This is a genomic window from Mesorhizobium sp. B2-7-3 (genome assembly GCF_006440715.1).
GTDB classification, from domain to species: Bacteria; Pseudomonadota; Alphaproteobacteria; order Rhizobiales; family Rhizobiaceae; genus Mesorhizobium; species Mesorhizobium australicum.
The window spans coordinates 301,779-317,652 of sequence record NZ_VFTY01000006.1; the positions used below are offsets into that span (position 1 = coordinate 301,779).

At 63.6% G+C, this 15,874-nt stretch carries 15 protein-coding genes; 6 read left to right on the forward strand and 9 right to left on the reverse strand.

Annotated elements, in window-relative coordinates:
- Position 1: 1 nt before the first annotated feature.
- From FJW04_RS16260 to FJW04_RS16285, 6 genes are read left to right on the forward strand one after another with little or no spacing between them, the layout of a single operon-like run.
- A complete protein-coding gene (locus tag FJW04_RS16260; RefSeq protein WP_015319054.1) occupies positions 2–868 on the forward strand; it encodes a carbohydrate ABC transporter permease in 867 nt (288 codons plus the stop codon).
- A 4-nt stretch (positions 869–872) separates the two neighbouring features.
- Positions 873–1,970: a sn-glycerol-3-phosphate ABC transporter ATP-binding protein UgpC gene (ugpC, locus tag FJW04_RS16265; RefSeq protein ID WP_140715273.1), complete on the forward strand. Its 1,098-nt coding sequence runs from the start codon at positions 873–875 to the stop codon at positions 1,968–1,970.
- Between the two features lie 5 nt (positions 1,971–1,975).
- Positions 1,976–3,088: a mandelate racemase/muconate lactonizing enzyme family protein gene (locus FJW04_RS16270; protein WP_140617474.1), complete on the forward strand. Its 1,113-nt coding sequence runs from the start codon at positions 1,976–1,978 to the stop codon at positions 3,086–3,088.
- 9 nt (positions 3,089–3,097) lie between these two features.
- Positions 3,098–3,427, forward strand: a complete 330-nt coding sequence (locus tag FJW04_RS16275; RefSeq protein WP_140715275.1) for an L-rhamnose mutarotase — start codon at positions 3,098–3,100, stop codon at positions 3,425–3,427.
- Positions 3,420–4,496, forward strand: coding sequence for a Gfo/Idh/MocA family oxidoreductase (locus tag FJW04_RS16280; protein WP_140715277.1), 1,077 nt, complete (start codon positions 3,420–3,422; stop codon positions 4,494–4,496). The genes FJW04_RS16275 and FJW04_RS16280 overlap by 8 nt, the downstream gene beginning before the upstream one ends.
- Positions 4,493–4,942: a MaoC/PaaZ C-terminal domain-containing protein gene (locus FJW04_RS16285; RefSeq protein ID WP_181172963.1), complete on the forward strand. Its 450-nt coding sequence runs from the start codon at positions 4,493–4,495 to the stop codon at positions 4,940–4,942. The genes FJW04_RS16280 and FJW04_RS16285 overlap by 4 nt, the downstream gene beginning before the upstream one ends.
- Before the next feature lie 11 nt (positions 4,943–4,953).
- Here FJW04_RS16285 and FJW04_RS16290 read toward each other — a convergent pair whose 3' ends face one another.
- The 9 genes from FJW04_RS16290 to FJW04_RS16330 form a co-directional block, all read right to left on the reverse strand.
- Positions 4,954–5,751 (reverse strand): ABC transporter permease subunit, encoded by a 798-nt coding sequence (locus FJW04_RS16290; protein ID WP_140715281.1) that lies wholly within the window; start codon positions 5,749–5,751, stop codon positions 4,954–4,956.
- A gap of 2 nt (positions 5,752–5,753) precedes the next feature.
- Positions 5,754–6,614, reverse strand: a complete 861-nt coding sequence (locus FJW04_RS16295; protein ID WP_140715283.1) for a 2-aminoethylphosphonate ABC transporter permease subunit — start codon at positions 6,612–6,614, stop codon at positions 5,754–5,756.
- On the reverse strand, positions 6,607–7,752 hold the full coding sequence (locus FJW04_RS16300; protein WP_140715285.1) for an ATP-binding cassette domain-containing protein: 1,146 nt from the start codon (positions 7,750–7,752) through the stop codon (positions 6,607–6,609). The genes FJW04_RS16295 and FJW04_RS16300 overlap by 8 nt, the downstream gene beginning before the upstream one ends.
- Before the next feature lie 32 nt (positions 7,753–7,784).
- Positions 7,785–8,813, reverse strand: a complete 1,029-nt coding sequence (locus FJW04_RS16305; protein WP_140661576.1) for a 2-aminoethylphosphonate ABC transporter substrate-binding protein — start codon at positions 8,811–8,813, stop codon at positions 7,785–7,787.
- A 250-nt stretch (positions 8,814–9,063) separates the two neighbouring features.
- Positions 9,064–10,077: an NAD(P)-dependent oxidoreductase gene (locus FJW04_RS16310; protein WP_140715287.1), complete on the reverse strand. Its 1,014-nt coding sequence runs from the start codon at positions 10,075–10,077 to the stop codon at positions 9,064–9,066.
- Positions 10,078–10,079: 2 nt separating this feature from the next.
- Complete coding sequence (locus FJW04_RS16315) at positions 10,080–11,438, reverse strand: aspartate aminotransferase family protein (RefSeq protein ID WP_140715289.1); 1,359 nt, start codon at positions 11,436–11,438, stop codon at positions 10,080–10,082.
- A 72-nt stretch (positions 11,439–11,510) separates the two neighbouring features.
- A complete protein-coding gene (gene phnY, locus FJW04_RS16320) occupies positions 11,511–12,968 on the reverse strand; it encodes a phosphonoacetaldehyde dehydrogenase (protein ID WP_140715291.1) in 1,458 nt (485 codons plus the stop codon).
- A gap of 266 nt (positions 12,969–13,234) precedes the next feature.
- On the reverse strand, positions 13,235–14,491 hold the full coding sequence (gene phnA, locus FJW04_RS16325; RefSeq protein ID WP_140715293.1) for a phosphonoacetate hydrolase: 1,257 nt from the start codon (positions 14,489–14,491) through the stop codon (positions 13,235–13,237).
- A gap of 24 nt (positions 14,492–14,515) precedes the next feature.
- Positions 14,516–15,715, reverse strand: coding sequence for a 2-aminoethylphosphonate--pyruvate transaminase (locus tag FJW04_RS16330; RefSeq protein ID WP_140715295.1), 1,200 nt, complete (start codon positions 15,713–15,715; stop codon positions 14,516–14,518).
- Positions 15,716–15,874: the final 159 nt, after the last annotated feature.

Sequence of the window (15,874 nt, forward strand, 5' to 3'; positions counted from 1 at the left end):
GATGGACGAGAATTCTTCCGCCCGCCTTAAGCGCAGGCTGCTTGATATCGTCTATCGCATCGGCCTGTTCCTGGCGATGCTGACCATCTGCCTGCCGGGCCTGTGGATCGTGCTGTCGTCGCTGCGGCCGACGGTCGAGATCATGGCCAAGCCGCCGGTGTGGATCCCGCAGGATATTTCGTTCGACGCCTATGTCGCGATGTTCTCAGGCATCGGCAAGGGCGGCATCCCTGTCATCGAATATTTCCGCAACTCGCTGATCATATCGGTGACTTCGACGGTGATCGCGGTCGCCATCGGCATGGCGGGCGGCTATGCCTTCGCGCGCTATCGCTTTCGCGGTAAATCGAGCGCCTTCCTCGGCCTGATGCTGACACGCACGGTGCCCGGTATCGCGCTGTCGCTGCCGCTGTTCTTCCTCTATGTGCGGCTCGGTATCATCGACACGCATTTCGGGCTGATCCTCGCCTATGTCGCGCTCAACGTGCCTTTCACCATCTGGCTGATCGACGGCTTCTTCCGCCAGGTGCCGAAGGATCTCGCCGAAGCCGCACAAATCGACGGCTGCACGCGCTGGCAGGCCTTTTGGCAGGTCGAGTTCCCGCTCGCCGGACCAGGCATCGCATCAGCCGCGATCTTCGCCTTCCTGACCTGCTGGAACGAGTTCGCGCTCGCCTCCCAACTGACGCGCTCGGTCAGCGCCAAGACGCTGCCGGTAGGCCTGCTCGACTACACGGCCGAGTTCACCATCGACTGGCGCGGCATGTGCGCGCTCGCCGTGGTGATGATCATTCCGGCGCTCACCCTCACTTTCATCGTCCAGAAGCACCTTGTCGGCGGCCTGACCTCCGGCGCGGTGAAAGGCTGATCTCATGGCAACGGTTTCCCTCAAAAAGCTGACCAAGCGCTACGGCAATATCGAGATCGTGCATGGCATCGACCTCGACATCACCGACCGCGAATTCATCGCGCTGGTCGGTCCTTCCGGCTGCGGCAAGTCGACGACGCTGCGCATGATAGCCGGGCTGGAAGAGATCAGCGCCGGTTCGATCGAGATTGGCGGGCGCGTCGTCAACGATTTGCCGCCGCGTTCGCGCAACATCTCGATGGTGTTCCAGTCCTATGCGCTCTACCCGCATATGACGGTGCGCGAAAACCTCGGCTTCTCCTTGAAGATCGCCGGCGCCGCCAAGGACGACATGGATCGCCGCGTCGCCGAGGCCTCGGCTATCCTGGGGCTCGATGCTTTGCTCGACCGTCGGCCGTCGCAACTGTCCGGCGGCCAGCGCCAGCGCGTCGCCATGGGTCGTGCCATCGTGCGCGACCCCGACGTCTTCCTGTTCGACGAGCCGCTTTCCAATCTCGATGCCAAGCTCAGAACGCAGATGCGCACCGAGATCAAGAAGCTGCACGCCAAGGTGCAATCGACGGTGATCTACGTCACCCACGACCAGGTCGAGGCGATGACGCTTGCCGATCGTATCGTTATCATGCGCGACGGACATATCGAACAGGTTGGCACCCCAGATGAAGTGTTCCGCCGGCCAGCCACGCGCTTCGTTGCCGGCTTCATCGGCTCACCGCCGATGAATTTGCACGAGGCGACGGTCGACGACGGCCAGCTGGTTTTCGCCAGCGGCGCCAAGCTGCCCCTGCCCGGTCAGTTCAAGGCCAACGTCGCTGGCGGCGCCAAGGTCGTGTTCGGGTTGCGGCCAGACGACATCTATCCGACCGGCCATGGTATCAGCTCCGGCGGCGCGGCCGACGTGCATCAGATCGAACTGCCGATCACCGTCACCGAGCCGCTCGGCAACGAGACGTTGGTGTTCGTCGAGTTCAACGGCAGTGACTGGGTGTCTCGCATGCTGAACCCCAGGCCGCTGAAGCCAGGCGAGCGCGTCGCCATGAGCCTCGACCTGTCGCAGGCGCATCTGTTTGCCGCTGAGACCGGAAAGACATTGCGGAGCTGACCGACATGGCCAAGATCGAAAAGATAGAATTGCGCATGGTCGACCTTGTGCCCAAGGTCAAGCGCACCGACGCGATCCAGAGCTTCGTCAGCCAAGAGACGCCAATCGTCACCATCACCGATTCCGACGGCGCGGTCGGAACCGGCTACAGCTACACGATCGGCACCGGCGGCTCGTCGGTGATGCGGCTCCTGTCCGATCACTTGGCGCCGCGCCTGATCGGCCGCGATCCTGATATGATCGAAGCGATCTGGCACGATCTCGAATTCGCCACCCACGCCACCACGATCGGCGCCATCACGGCAATCGCCATCGCGGCGATCGACACGGCGCTCTGGGACCTCAGGGCGAAGAAACAGGGCCTGCCGCTATGGAAGCTCGCTGGCGGCGCCAAGGACCGCTGCCCGCTTTACACGACAGAAGGCGGCTGGCTGCACATCGAGACGCAGGCGCTGGTCGACGATGCGGTGGCCGCCAAGGCCAAGGGGTTTCGCGGCTCGAAAGTGAAGATCGGCAGGCCGCATGGCTCCGAGGATCTCGCGCGGCTGTCGGCGGTGCGCAAGGCGGTGGGCGACGGCTACGAGATCATGACCGACGCCAATCAGGGTTTCTCCGTCGACGAGGCAATCCGGCGTGCGGCGAGGCTTCGAGAACTCGATCTCGCCTGGATCGAGGAGCCGCTGCCGGCCGACGACATAGACGGGCATATCAGGCTGTCGAATTCGACGCCGACGCCGATCGCCATTGGCGAGTCGCTCTATTCCGTCAGGCACTTCCGCGAATACATGCAGAAAGGCGCCTGCTCGATCGTGCAGGTCGATGTCGGCCGCATCGGCGGCATCACGCCCTGGCTCAAGATCGCCCATGCGGCGGAGGCCTTCGACATTCCAGTCTGCCCGCATTTCCTGATGGAATTGCATGTCAGCCTGACCTGCGCTGTTCAGAACGGCAGGTATGTCGAGTACATTCCGCAACTCGACCAGTTGACCGGCAAGCACATGCGCATCGAGGATGGGCATGCGCTGGCGCCCGACGAGCCCGGTATCGGCATCGATTGGGACTGGGACGCGGTCAAGGCCATGAGCATCGCCGAATTCACCACGGCGATCACGAGATAAGGAGCTGATATGCAGCGGATGGGATTTGTGCTTGGGCTGAAGCCGGAGAAGGTCGAGGACTATGTTCGCCTCCATGCCGCCGTCTGGCCGGACGTGCTGACCATGATTTCGGCATGCAACATCAAGAACTATTCCATTTACCTGAAGCGGCCGGAGAACCTGCTGTTCAGCACCTTCGAATACCACGGCATCGACTACGAGGCCGACATGGCCAAGATGGCGGCCGATCCGAAGACGCAGGAATGGTGGGCCGTCTGCATACCTTGCCAGGAGCCGCTTGCGACCCGCAAGGAGGGTGAATGGTGGGCTTCGATGGACGAGGTCTTCCATCATGACTGAGGCCGGTTTCGACCCTGCCTCACTCGTCCAGGCCTGGGCCAAACCCTCACGACCCCGACCGATCGTCACTTTCGGTGCAGGGTCGATTGTCGGCGACGCGCATTTCCCGGCCTACCGAAAAGCGGGGTTTCCGATCGCCGGTCTTTACGATCCGGACCAGGCCAAGGCGCAGGCCCTGGCCGATAAATGGGACGTGAAGGCGTTCGGATCGGTGCAAGAAGCCGCTGGAGCTAAGGACGCGATCTTCGATCTGGCAACGCCACCGGGGCGGCACGCCGACATCCTGAAGGCGCTGCCCGACGACGCGGTCGCCCTGATCCAAAAGCCGATGGGCAACTATCTCGGGGAGGCAAGCGAAATCCTCGAAATCTGCCGCGCCAAGAAGCTCAAGGCGGCGGTGAATTTCCAGCTCCGTTTCGCGCCGATGATGCTGGCGCTGAAGGAGGCCATCGCCAAGGGCTGGCTCGGCGAAGTCGTCGACTTCGATGCTTGGCTGGCGCTGGCGACGCCTTGGCAGTTGTGGGAATTCCTGCTCAAGGCGCCGCGCGTCGAGATCGCCATGCACTCGATCCACTATCTCGACCTGATCCGGCAGTTGCTCGGTGACCCCAAGGGTGTGCATGCCAAGACGCTCGGCCATCCCAGTCATTCCGTGGCGCAGACGCGCACCAGCGCCATTCTCGACTATGGCGACACCGTGCGCTGCGCCCTGTCGATCAACCACGACCACAGGTTCGGGCGCCGGCATCAGGCCTGCGAATTTCGCGTCTGCGGCACCGAGGGTGCCGCCTATCTCAAGCTCGGTCTCAATCTCGATTATCCCCGGGGCGAGCCTGACATTCTGGAAATCTATCCGAAGGGCGGATCGGACTGGATCGCGGTGCCCTTGGCCGGCGAGTGGTTTCCCGACGCCTTTGTCGGGCGCATGGCAAATGTCCAGCGCTTTGCATCCGGCGAAGACGCCGAACTGATCAGTTCGGTCGAGGATGCATGGAACACAATGGCGCTGGTGGAAGCCGCCTATCGTTCGAGCGCGGCGCCGGCGACGCCGATCGCGGAAAGGCCCTGATGGAACAGATCCAGTATTTCGAGGAGTACGAGATCGGCTCGACGCGGCTGACCAACGGCCGCACGATTACCGAGACCGACTTCATTGTCCATGCCGGTCACACCGGCGATTTCTTCCCGCACCACATGGACGCCGAGTTCATGAAGACAACACCGTTCGGCCAGCGCATCGCGCATGGCACGCTGGTGTTCTCGGTCGGCATCGGGCTGACGGCAACGGTCATCAATCCCGTCGCCTTTTCCTATGGCTACGACCGGCTGCGCTTCATCAAGCCCGTGTTCATCGGCGACACGATCCGCACACGCACCACCATCGCGGCCAAGGAGGACGACCCCAAGCGACCGGGTTCCGGACGCGTGATCGAGCGCTGCGAAGTGATCAACCAGCGCGGCGAGGTGGTGCTGGCGGCCGACCACATCTACATCGTCGAACGCCAGCAGGCCTGAGGCAATGTCCGCTATGCGCCGGTAGCGCGCTTGGTGATGCGCTCCAGACCGAGCAGCAGGACCAGCGTTGCCGCCACCAGGATCATGGTGAGCGCCGCCCCGGCAAAGATGTCGCCGCGATCGGTCAGTGAGAAAATCGACACCGGCAGCGTCACCCAACCCGGCGGATAGACCATCACGGTCGCGCCAAGCTCGCCCATGGACAGCGCGAAGCTCAGCCCGAAGGCCGCGACCAGATAGGGTGCGAGCAAGGGCAGCGTGACATGCCGGAGCCGATAGGCAGGGCGTGCGCCAAGGCTCGACGCGACCTGCTCGAAGTCGGGCGACAGCCGCGCAAGCCCGGCCGAGACATTGCCGAAGGTGAAAGCCGAGATCAGCACGAAATGCGCGATCATGACGATTGCGATCGTGCCGTTGAGCAACAGCGGCGGATGGCTGAACGCAACCAGCAGGCCAAGGCCGACCGACACCGAAGGCACAGCGCTCGGGATGAAGAACAGCAGGCCGAGTGCCCTCGCCAGCGTGGCGCCCTGGATGCGCAGCGCAAGTGCTGCCCAGGTGCCGCTGACCAGCGCCAGCGCGCTGGCCAGGAAGCCGGTGACGAGGCTGGCCTTGACCGCGTTCCAGGCCGCGCCCTTGGCGACATCGGTGTAGTGCTCCGTGGTCAAGCCATTGGGCAGCACGCCGTTCCACTGGTCGGCCAAGCTGGACAGCAGGATCACCGCCAGCGGCGCCAGGAACAGCACGCCGAAGATCAGCGCGAAGATCACCCAGATGACGAAGCGACCGGAACGCGACCAGACCAGCATCGCTAGACTCCCAACCGGCCGGCGGCGAACCGGTAGAGACCGAACAGGCCGAGCGACAGGGCTATGTTGACCACGGCGATGATGCAGGCGACCTGGTAGGCCGATTCCTGGATCGCCTTGCCATAGATCAGCAGCGGCAGCGTGATGACGCCCTTGGCGCCGATGAACAGGACGATGCCGAATTCGTTGACGGTGAGGAGCAGGCAGAGGCTGCCGCCGGCGATGAGCGCGGGGACCGCCGCCGGCAGAATGACCTGGCGGACAATGCGGAACGGTCGCGCGCCAAGCACGCTTGCCGCTTCGATCTGGCCGCGATCGACCAGCGAAAAGGCGGCAAGCAGCGGCCGCAGGATGAAGGGCGTGTAGACCGTGACCTCGGCCAGCACGACGCCCCATGTCGAATAAAGGAAGTCGACCGGCGGCAGCGGCAGCGAGAAGGCTTCCATCAGCCCGGAGTTGAGCATACCGGCGGAGCCGTAAAGGAAGGTGAAGGCCAGCGTCACCAGGAAGGTCGGCAGGGCGATGAAAGTGTCGATCAGCCTGGCGATGAAGCCGCTGCCGGGAAATGGCACGAAGGCGAGGATCAGCGCCAGCACCAGGCCGACGACCAGGCATCCGGCCGTCGCCGTGACCGAGATCGTCACCGTGTTGACCAGCGCGTTGAGGAAGAAGCGCGAATGCAGGACGCGGACGATCTCGGCGACATTGGCGACACCGCTGTCGTCGAGGAAGGCCTGACGTACAATCAGCGCCAGCGGATAAAAGAACAGCAGTGCCAGCAAGGCCGCCGGCGGCACGATCCACAGCCGGCCCGGCTCCCGCTTGCTGGCCGTCGGCATACCAATGGCGAGCGCTTCAGACACCGGCGTCTTCCGGAAGAAGCGACGTATCGGCCGGCGCGAAGAACAGCGGTACCTCTGTGCCGGGTTCCGGCAAGGCCATCGGCAGTTTCGTTGCCGAGACGCGCACCGGCGTGCCGTCGACATCGAGCACCAGATGCGTGAGTTCACCCTGCCAGTGCACTTCCCTGAGCGTGCCGACAATGCGGTTGGTGTGCTCGCTGTCGGCCGTCAGGCTCAGGTGCTGCGGCCTGATGCAAAGCAGGCTCTTGTCGCCAACCTTCTCGCCGCGACCGGCACCGGCGAGCACGGCATCGCCATGCCTGGCCGTGGCAAAGCCTTTCGGGCCGGCAGCCTCGGCAACCGTCACCGGCAGAAGGTTGGCGCGGCCGAGAAACTCGGCGGTAAAGCGGTTTGGCGGACGGCGGTAGAGTTCGGTCGTCGGCCCATGCGAACAGACCCTGCCGTCGCGCATGATGGCGATCTTGTCGGCAAGCGTCAGCGCCTCGGTCTGGTCGTGGGTGACGTAGAGGATGGTCAGGCCCGGCAGGCTGCGGTGCAGACGGGCGATCTCCTCGACCATGTTGCGGCGGATCTGCGCGTCGAGCGCCGAAAGCGGTTCGTCGAGCAGCAGCACACGCGGCCGCACGGCAAGAGCGCGCGCAATCGCGACACGCTGCTGCTGGCCGCCGGAAAGCTCGCGCGGATAACGCCGGGCAAACGTCGCCATACCGACGGTGGCGAGCGCATCTTTCACCCGTTCGCCGATCAGCGCCTTGTCGGCGCCTTGTGCCCTGAGGCCAAAGGCGACGTTGTCCTCGACCCGCATATGCGGGAACAGCGCGTAGTTCTGCACCACCATGCCGAGCCCGCGCTCATAGGGCGGCAGATCGGTGACGTCAGTGGCGCCGATGCGGATGCGGCCGCTTGCTGGCCGCACGAAGCCGGCAACGGCACGCAGAGCTGTCGTCTTGCCGGAGCCGGACGGGCCTATCATCGCCAGGATTTCGCCAGGCGCGATGTCGAGGGTCAGCGGATGCAGGACGACATGGGCGCCATAGGCGACAACGACCTTGTCGAAGTGGACGTTCGAGCCGGCGCCGCGAACCTTCGCGGCGTCGATGTCCGTGACACTAGGACCCGTGAAGGCGGCGGCCGACATGGCATTGTTCTCCGGATTGCTTCCCGTGCGGATCAACTTCCGGTCGCTTCGTTCCACTTCTTGACGTAGTCGGGAAGCTTGCTCAGCGCCTCGTCCCAGTTCGGCGACCAGATGGTCAGGCCTTTCATCGCCTCCTGCAGCTTGGCGAAATTGGCGTCGGACGGCGTCACGTCCTTGCGGGCCGGCATGCCGAGGGCAACGGAACTTACAGTCGACTGTGCCTCCTTGGACAGCAGGAAGTCGATCAGCTTCTTGCCGTTGTCGCTATTTGGCGCACCGGTGACCAGGCCGATTTCATAGGGCAGCGCAAAGGTGGAGCGGGTGCCATCGGGGCCAGCGGGCCAGAACACCTTGATGTTGGGATTGTCTGCCATCTGCGACATGTTCATCTGCAGGTCGCCATTGGCCACATGCAGCTCGCCCTTGTTGACCAGCGCGGTCAGCTTGCCGGTCGAGGCGGACGGGCCGACATTGTTGTCCTGCAGCTTCTTCATGAACTCGAAGCCGGCATCCTCGCCGCCAAAGGCGTGGATGATCTGCAGCATGACGGCCGTGCCGTCGCCAGCCTGGCCGGGGGTCGAGTACTGGATCTTGCCCTTGAACTTCGGATCGAGCAGATCGTTATAGCTCTTCGGCGCTTCGGACAGCACGGCGCTGTTGTAGATGAAATTCATGTAGTTATTGACCAGCGGCCGATACTTGTCGGTGCCGCCGTCGATCTGGGATGCGGCTTCGGGTTTGTAATCCTGCAGCAGACCGTCCGCGGCGGCGCGCTGGATGAAGGGCGGCAAGGTCACCAGCACGTCGGCCTGCGGGTTCGACTTTTCCTTGGCGACGCGCTCGACGACGCCGCCCGAGCCTGCCTCGATATACTGAACGGTGATGCCGGTGGCCTTGGTGAAGGCTGCGAATTCGGTCTCGTACCAGCTGCCATTGCCATCATGCAGCCCATCGGCGGAGTAGACGGTGACGACGCCATCGGCGAGTGCTGGCCCAATGAGAGCCGCCGACGCGAGCAATGCGGCGAAAGCCGCGACCATGGTTGTGTTGCTTGATTTCATAACCAGTTCCCCTTTGATTGAAGGCACATTCTGCGATGCACTAGGACCAACCGGCCTTTGGGTCTCTGGCGGACGTTGAGCCGGTTGGATGTCTTCGTTGTGACAACTCTGGGGATTGGGCATCGATAAGTAAAATCTATTTATTTTATGAGAGACAAACTTTCTCTGATATTTGTCATGGAACTGTCGCATCGGTGTCGTGGACACAAATGTGCTGCCCCGATGGCGGCTATCCGCTTGAAAATACAGGTTATCGGCCGAACGCCACGCCTGCGGTCTGTGCCCGCAATCGCGGATCATGCGAGCGGATGGTCACTGGCCGGCCTTCGAGAATTTCGAAACAGCGCGCGAGCGTGTCGTCTTCCAGCCGGCGCATCGCCTCGTAGGTGAAGAAGGTAAGATGCGGAAACAGGATCACATTGTCGCGACCGAACAATGCGCTCATCGGATGGCCTGACCTCGCCAGCGGCTCGACCGAATAGACATCGAGCCCGGCACCACCGATGCGACCGGCAACGATCGCCTCGACGAGCGCCGCCTCATCGATCAGCGCGCCGCGCGAGACATTGACGATGATGGCCGACGGTTTCAGGCAGGCGAGCTCATGCTTGCCGATCAGGCCGCGTGTCTGGTCGTTCAGCACGCAATGCAACGAAACGAAATCACAGGCACGCAACATGGCGTGCAGGTCGTCGGCCTTCTCGATGCCGGCGGCGCGCATCGTCGCGGCATCGACACCGGGATCAAAACCAACGACGCGCGCGCGAAATCCCCGGCCGGCCATGCGCGCCATGCTGCGGCCAATCTTGCCGCAGCCGACCAGCCCAAGCGTGGCGCCTGATATATCGCGTCCCAGCCAGCGCTGTTCGGGCCAGATCCAGCCGTCTCGCGTCATTGCCTGGGTGATCCCCGGCAGCCGCTTGGCGAGCGCAATCATCAGCGCGAAGGCGCCTTCGGCGACGGTTTCCTCGGCATAGTCGGGCACGTTGACCACGGGAATGCCGCGCCGCATCGCTGCGGGAATATCGATGGCATCGATGCCGACGCCGTATTTGACGATACCCTTCAGCCTGGGAGCGGCATCGATCACCCGCGCCGTGATCGGCGTGTAGCACATGAGCAGGAGATCCGCGTCGGCGACCGCGTTGGCGAGATCGGCTTCGGGAATGCCATCCGGCAGCGTCACCAGGTCGACGCCCTTCGCCCGCAAGCCGGCATCAATTTCAGGGCATTCGAGTTCGCGGTCGGTGCGGACGGCCTTCATGATCAGGCGGCCATCACGGCGTCCTCGACAATGTCGAGCGCGCGGTCGAGATCGGTCTTGGAAATAACCAACGGCGGCGAGAGCGTCAGCACGTTGCCGTGGCTGACCTTGAAGCTCAGGCCTTGTTCCAGGCAAGCGTAGAAGACACGTTCGGCGAGGTCCCGCGCCGGCTGGCGTGAAGCACGGTCCTCGACGAGTTCGACGCCGACCATCAGCCCCCTGCCCCTGACGTCGCCGACATGGGGCGAGCGCGCCATCAGGTCCTGCATACGTGCAAGCATATGGCCGCCAAGCTCAGCCGAACGCTCGACCAGCCCCTCCTCCAGGATGATGTCGATGGTCGTCAGCGCCGCACGCGTCGTGACCGGGTTTTTCTCATGGGTGTAGTGACCGATGGCAAAGCCGCCAGTGACGTCGAGGTCGCGGCGCGCGATGACGGCGGCGATCGGCAGGATGCCGCCGCCGAGTGATTTGCCGAGGACAACGATGTCGGGCGTTACGCCGTCATGCTCATGGGCGAAAAATTTTCCGGTCTTGCCGAGGCCGGTCGGGATCTCGTCGAAGATCAGCAGCGTGCCGTGCATATCGCAGGCCTCGCGCACCCGCTTCCAGAAGCCGGCTGGCGGCGGATTGGGCGTCGCGCGCATCGGCTCGGCAACGACAGCCGCCACGTCCTGCTCGCGGCCGAGCACATAGGCGATCATGTTGGCGCAAGCGAGCCCCGATGCCTCCAGGGAATCGTGGCCATAGGGGCAACGATAGCCATCCCAGGGCGCGACGTGCTCGGTGCCGGTCATCATTGGGCCTGATATATGCGAGCGGAACGTCGCCTCGCCGCCGACGCTGGCCGCGCCGAAGCCGGCGCCATGGAAAGCATCCCAGAACGACACCGTCTTGAAACGGCCGGTGGCCGCCCGCGCGATCTTCAACGCGACCTCGATGGCATCGGAGCCGCCGGTGGTGAACAACACCTTGCCGAGATCGCCGGGAGCCAGCGCGGCCAGTTTTTCGGCCAGCTCGACGGCGGGCTCGCAGGTGAAACGGCGCGGCGCGAAGCAGAGGTCGTCGAGCTGCTTCTTGATCGCCGCCACCAGTTTTGGGTGGCCGTAGCCGAGGTGATGCACGCTGTTGCCGTGGAAATCCATGAAGCGACGGCCGGCGGTATCCTCGATCCAGATGCCCTCCGCCCTAGCGATCGTCGAAAGACAGGGGCTGGACAGGCTCTGGTGCATGAAGGCGGCGGCGTCGCGATCGAGCAGGCCGCGAATGCGGGGATCGTCCTGGCCGGCATCCCAGCGGCCGCGCGCCGCCGTCGTGTTGGAATCGCCTTCGGTATGCACAAGCTCTGATATCGCGGCCATCATTGTCTCCGAAATGCGAATGAGGGAGCGTGGGCGCTCCCTCGGTTCGTTCTGCCCGCTTATGTGATCCGGTCAGGACCAAGGGAGCGAAAATGTCTTCACGTTGGTGTAGCTCTTCATCGCCTCGATGACGCCTTCCTTGTAGCCATTGCCGCTGTCCTTGATGCCGCCGAAGGGCGACATCTCGATGCGGTAGCCCGGCACTTCCCAGATGTTCACCGTGCCGACCTGCAGGCCGGCGATGTATTTCTGCATGCGGGGAAACGAATTGGTGCAGACGCCCGACGACAGGCCGAAGGCGGTCGAGTTGGACAACGCGATCAGTGCTTCATCGTCATCCGGCGCGCGCACGATCGGGATGATCGGCCCGAACGTTTCTTCCATCACCAGTTCGGATGTGTGCGGCACGCGGTCGACGACGATTGGCGGCAGCAGCGCACCCTGACGACCCGGATTGTAGAGGATCTCTGCCCCCTGCTCGGCCGCCATGTGGACGCGCGCTTCGAACAACGCCGCCGCCTTCTCATGCACGACGGTGCCGAGATCGGTCGAGCGGTCCATCGGATCGCCGAAGCGGATCTTCTTGGCCCGCTCCAGCACCAGCGGCACGAAGCGGTCGGCGACGCTTTCCTGGACGAGGATGCGCTTGACCGCCGTGCAGCGCTGGCCGGAGTTTTTGGTCGCACCGGCGACCGCGAGATCGGCGGCCTTGGCCAGATCGTCATCGGAGAGATCGTTGAGGATGATCAGCGGATCGTTGCCGCCGAGTTCCAGCACCTGGCGCCTGTAACCGGCGGTGCGGGCGATCATCTTGCCGACCGGCACGCCGCCGGTGAAGGTGATCAAGTCGATATTCTCGTTGGTGATCATCTCGTTGCCGATGTCGACCGGCCAGCCGGTCACCACCGAAAGCATTTCCGGCGGCAGGCCGGCTTCATAAAGAATGTCGGCCAGCACCAACGCCGTCATCGGCGTCAGTTCGGTCGGCTTCACCACCACGCAATTGTTGGTGGCGATGGCCGGCGCCACCTTGTGCGAGACCATGTTGAGCGGATGGTTGAATGGCGTGATCGCCGAGATAGCCTTCAGCGGCTCGCGCGTGGTGAAGATCTTGCGCGCCTTGCCGTGCGGGGTGAGGTCGCAGGAGAAGATCTGGCCATCGTCCTGGATGCACATCTGCGCCGACAGCGTGAATACATCATAGGCGCGGCCGACTTCGTAGAGCGAGTCGGCCTTGGAGATACCGAGCTCGAGCGTGATCAGATCGGATATCTCTTCCCGGCGCGACGCCAGTGCTTCCGCCGTGCGGAACAGGATCTGCTGGCGCTCGTAGCGCGTCAGCTTCGATTTGTAGCCTGCAGCGATCTCGAAGGCCTGGCGGGCGTGTTCGGCGCGGCCGGCAGGGACGGTGCCGATGACGGTGTCGTTCCAGGGGTAGCGCACCTCGACGACACCATCGGCATCGACCTTCCTGCCGGCAATACGCATCGGCTCGTGGCGAACTTTGATGGCGGGGTCAAGTTGGGTCATGTGCTCTGCTCCAGCAGATTCTTGGGTACGTCGCGGCGAGGGGTCGACCCCCACTCCGGCCCTTCGGGCCACCTCTCCCCCGATCGACGGGGGAGAGGAAGGCCGCCAGGGCTAGCGGCGGCTTAGCCTAAAAGCGTGGTGGCGCCGACCTCGCCTGATTTCCTCTCCCCCGTCGATCGGGGGAGAGGTGTCGAGCGAAGCTCGACGGAGTGGGGGTCGACCAGCGCCATCATGGAGGCGACACCTACCGGCACCCGACCCATCCGTCACGCGAGCGCCGCGGCAAGCGTGGCGTAGTAGAAGGCGTCGAAGTTCCTCAGCGCCGGCTCATCAGGCAAATCCGGCAGCACGCGGTTGACTATGAACGGCACTTCCTGCTCGGTCAGTCCGCCATGCGAGCGCAGCGGCTCGTTCAGCGCCGCCAGATCATGGCGATGTTCCGATGTGCCGATCGTCTTGTTCTCGGTCGAGACCAGCACGATGTCGCCGATGCGGTCAGCCGGCAGTTCGAAGCGCTCGCAGGCCGTCCGGCTATCGACGACCAGCATGATGCCGTCGACCTTGGCCAGCCGCGCCATGATGCCGGCCTGATCGGCGCCATCAGGCAAATAGGCGGTGGCGAAAGAGCCCAGCGCGCCATGGTGCACGACATAGGGGTCGGTGATCGGCAGGATGACGCGGGCGGCATCCTTGCCCAGCCATTCGTCAAGCAGGTCCTGGACGTAGACGACGTCGGGCGCACCGCCGGCCTTGTGCTTGGGCTTCATGCCATGGTCGGCGGTGACAACGATCGCGGCGCCCAGCGCATCGAGTTCGGTCAGGTACTTGTCGAACATCTCGTAGAAGGCGTTGGCCTGCGGCACGCCCGGTGCGTATTTGTGCTGCACATAGTCCGTCGTCGTCAGGTACATGATGTCGGGGCGGAATTCCCTCAGCAACTGGACGCCGGCGGCGAAGACGAATTCCGACAGTTCGGCCGAATAGACTTCTGGCACAGGCAGGCCGAAATGCTTCGAGGCATTGTCGATGCCGTGCTCGCCAACCGTGGTGGTATCGGACTTCTCCGCCGAAAAGCACAGCGCGCGCCCTTCGTCGAAAGACAGACCCTTGCCGAGCAGCGCACGCAGCTTGTCTTTGGCGGTCACAACGGCAACCTTGGCGCCCGCATCATAGAAGGCCTGAAAAATGGTCGGCGCGCGCAGGAAGCGCGGGTCGTTCATCATCACTTCCTTGCCGGTCTCGCGCTCGTAGAGATAGTTGCCGCAAATGCCGTGCACCGAGGGCGGGCGACCGGTGGCGATCGACAAATTGTTGGGATTGGTAAAGCTCGGAATGACCGAGTGTGCGAAACGCACCGTGCCCTTCTCCTTGATCCTGACCAGGGCCGGCATCAGCCCGGCCTTGATCGCTTCATCGAGATAGGCCGGCTCGCAGCCGTCGAGGCAGATGGCGATCGCCGGCACGCGCGGCCAGGCGTAGGTGCGGCCGTTGACCGCGACGTTGATGGGAGACATCTGGTTCATCTGGTATCCTCGAAATCGGCCGCTTCAGGCGGCGAGTTTGGCGCGCTCGGCGATTGCCGCGGCGGGCGGAGCTGCGGTGTCGACGCCCATTTCATCAAGCGATTGCGCCGCCGCCTCGACGACGCGGTGCATGACATGTTCGTCCATCTGGCCGATGCAGCCGACACGGAAGGAGTCCACGACCGTCAGCTTGCCGGGGTAGATGATAAAGCCCTTGTCCTTCATCAGTTCGTAGAAGCGATCGAAGGCGAAGTTGGCGTGGGCCGGGTTGAAGAAGGTGACGATGATCGGCGACAGCCAGCGGTCCTTGAGCAATGTCTCGAAGCCGAGTTCGCGCATGCCCGACACCATGACGTCGCGGTTCCTGGTGTAGCGGGCACCACGGCCGGCAACGCCGCCTTCCGCCTCATGCTGGCGCAGCGCCTCCAGGAAAGCGGCGACGACATGCGTCGGCGGCGTGTAGCGCCACTGGCCGGTCTTGTTCATATGCGCCCACTGGGCGTGGACGTCGAGCGACAGGGAATGGCTGCGCCCCTTGGCTGCCTCGAGTTCGCTCTTGCGGGCGATGATGAAGCCGAAGCCGGGCACACCCTCGATGCATTTATTGGCCGACGAGACCATCGCCTCATAGCGGATCTCGTTGACGTCGAGCGCGACGGCGCCGAACGCACTCATGGAATCGACCAGCAGCTTGCGGCCCTTGGCATGGACGGCCGCGGCGATCTCGGCGACCGGGTTCAAAATGCCTGAGCTGGTCTCGCAATGAATGGCGATGACGTGGGTGATGGCGTGGTCGGCTTCGAGCGCTGCCGCCACCTCGTCGCCGCGAGGCGGCAGGTAATCGCCCTTGTCGATCAGCGTATAGGGCCGGCCGAGATACTGCATGGTCTGGGCGGCACGAAGGCCGTAGGCACCATTGGCCAGCACCAGAACCTTGCCATCCCTGGGCACGAACGACCCCAGCATCGCCTCGACGCAGAACGAGCCTGAGCCTTGCATCGGCACGCAGTCGAACTCGCCGTTGGTGTCGCCGGTCAGCGCCAGTAGGCGGCGGCGCATGTCTGATGTCATGGCGCGGAAGTCGCCGTCCCACGATCCCCAGTCGCGCAGCATCGCCTGCTTGACCGAATAGGCCGTGGTGAGCGGCCCGGGGGTCAACAGATAGGGCTCGCCCAGCGCCGGCCTGGCCAGCGGCTCCGCGGCAAATTTCGTTTCGGCGAGCATGATGTCCTCCGACAGGTCGCTGCTTTTTTATCTGGCGCCATTGTTGGCTGAGGGCACATATTTGTAAAATCGTTATTTTGTATCGATGTATCGATTTCAGTGATGATCCGATACAGACAGCAGAAGCTGCATGGCGCTCGTGACAGCTTCGTGAAACCC

What these genes read in the sequence shown, in the direction of transcription:
- FJW04_RS16260 (WP_015319054.1), top strand. Translation starts at nt 2, where the DNA reads ATGGACGAGAATTCTTCCGCCCGCCTTAAGCGCAGGCTGCTTGATATC.
- ugpC (WP_140715273.1), top strand. Translation starts at nt 873, where the DNA reads ATGGCAACGGTTTCCCTCAAAAAGCTGACCAAGCGCTACGGCAATATC.
- FJW04_RS16270 (WP_140617474.1), top strand. Translation starts at nt 1,976, where the DNA reads ATGGCCAAGATCGAAAAGATAGAATTGCGCATGGTCGACCTTGTGCCC.
- FJW04_RS16275 (WP_140715275.1), top strand. Translation starts at nt 3,098, where the DNA reads ATGCAGCGGATGGGATTTGTGCTTGGGCTGAAGCCGGAGAAGGTCGAG.
- FJW04_RS16280 (WP_140715277.1), top strand. Translation starts at nt 3,420, where the DNA reads ATGACTGAGGCCGGTTTCGACCCTGCCTCACTCGTCCAGGCCTGGGCC.
- FJW04_RS16290 (WP_140715281.1), bottom strand. Translation starts at nt 5,751, where the DNA reads ATGCTGGTCTGGTCGCGTTCCGGTCGCTTCGTCATCTGGGTGATCTTC.
- FJW04_RS16300 (WP_140715285.1), bottom strand. Translation starts at nt 7,752, where the DNA reads ATGTCGGCCGCCGCCTTCACGGGTCCTAGTGTCACGGACATCGACGCC.
- FJW04_RS16305 (WP_140661576.1), bottom strand. Translation starts at nt 8,813, where the DNA reads ATGAAATCAAGCAACACAACCATGGTCGCGGCTTTCGCCGCATTGCTC.
- FJW04_RS16310 (WP_140715287.1), bottom strand. Translation starts at nt 10,077, where the DNA reads ATGAAGGCCGTCCGCACCGACCGCGAACTCGAATGCCCTGAAATTGAT.
- FJW04_RS16315 (WP_140715289.1), bottom strand. Translation starts at nt 11,438, where the DNA reads ATGGCCGCGATATCAGAGCTTGTGCATACCGAAGGCGATTCCAACACG.
- phnY (WP_140715291.1), bottom strand. Translation starts at nt 12,968, where the DNA reads ATGACCCAACTTGACCCCGCCATCAAAGTTCGCCACGAGCCGATGCGT.
- phnA (WP_140715293.1), bottom strand. Translation starts at nt 14,491, where the DNA reads ATGAACCAGATGTCTCCCATCAACGTCGCGGTCAACGGCCGCACCTAC.
- FJW04_RS16330 (WP_140715295.1), bottom strand. Translation starts at nt 15,715, where the DNA reads ATGCTCGCCGAAACGAAATTTGCCGCGGAGCCGCTGGCCAGGCCGGCG.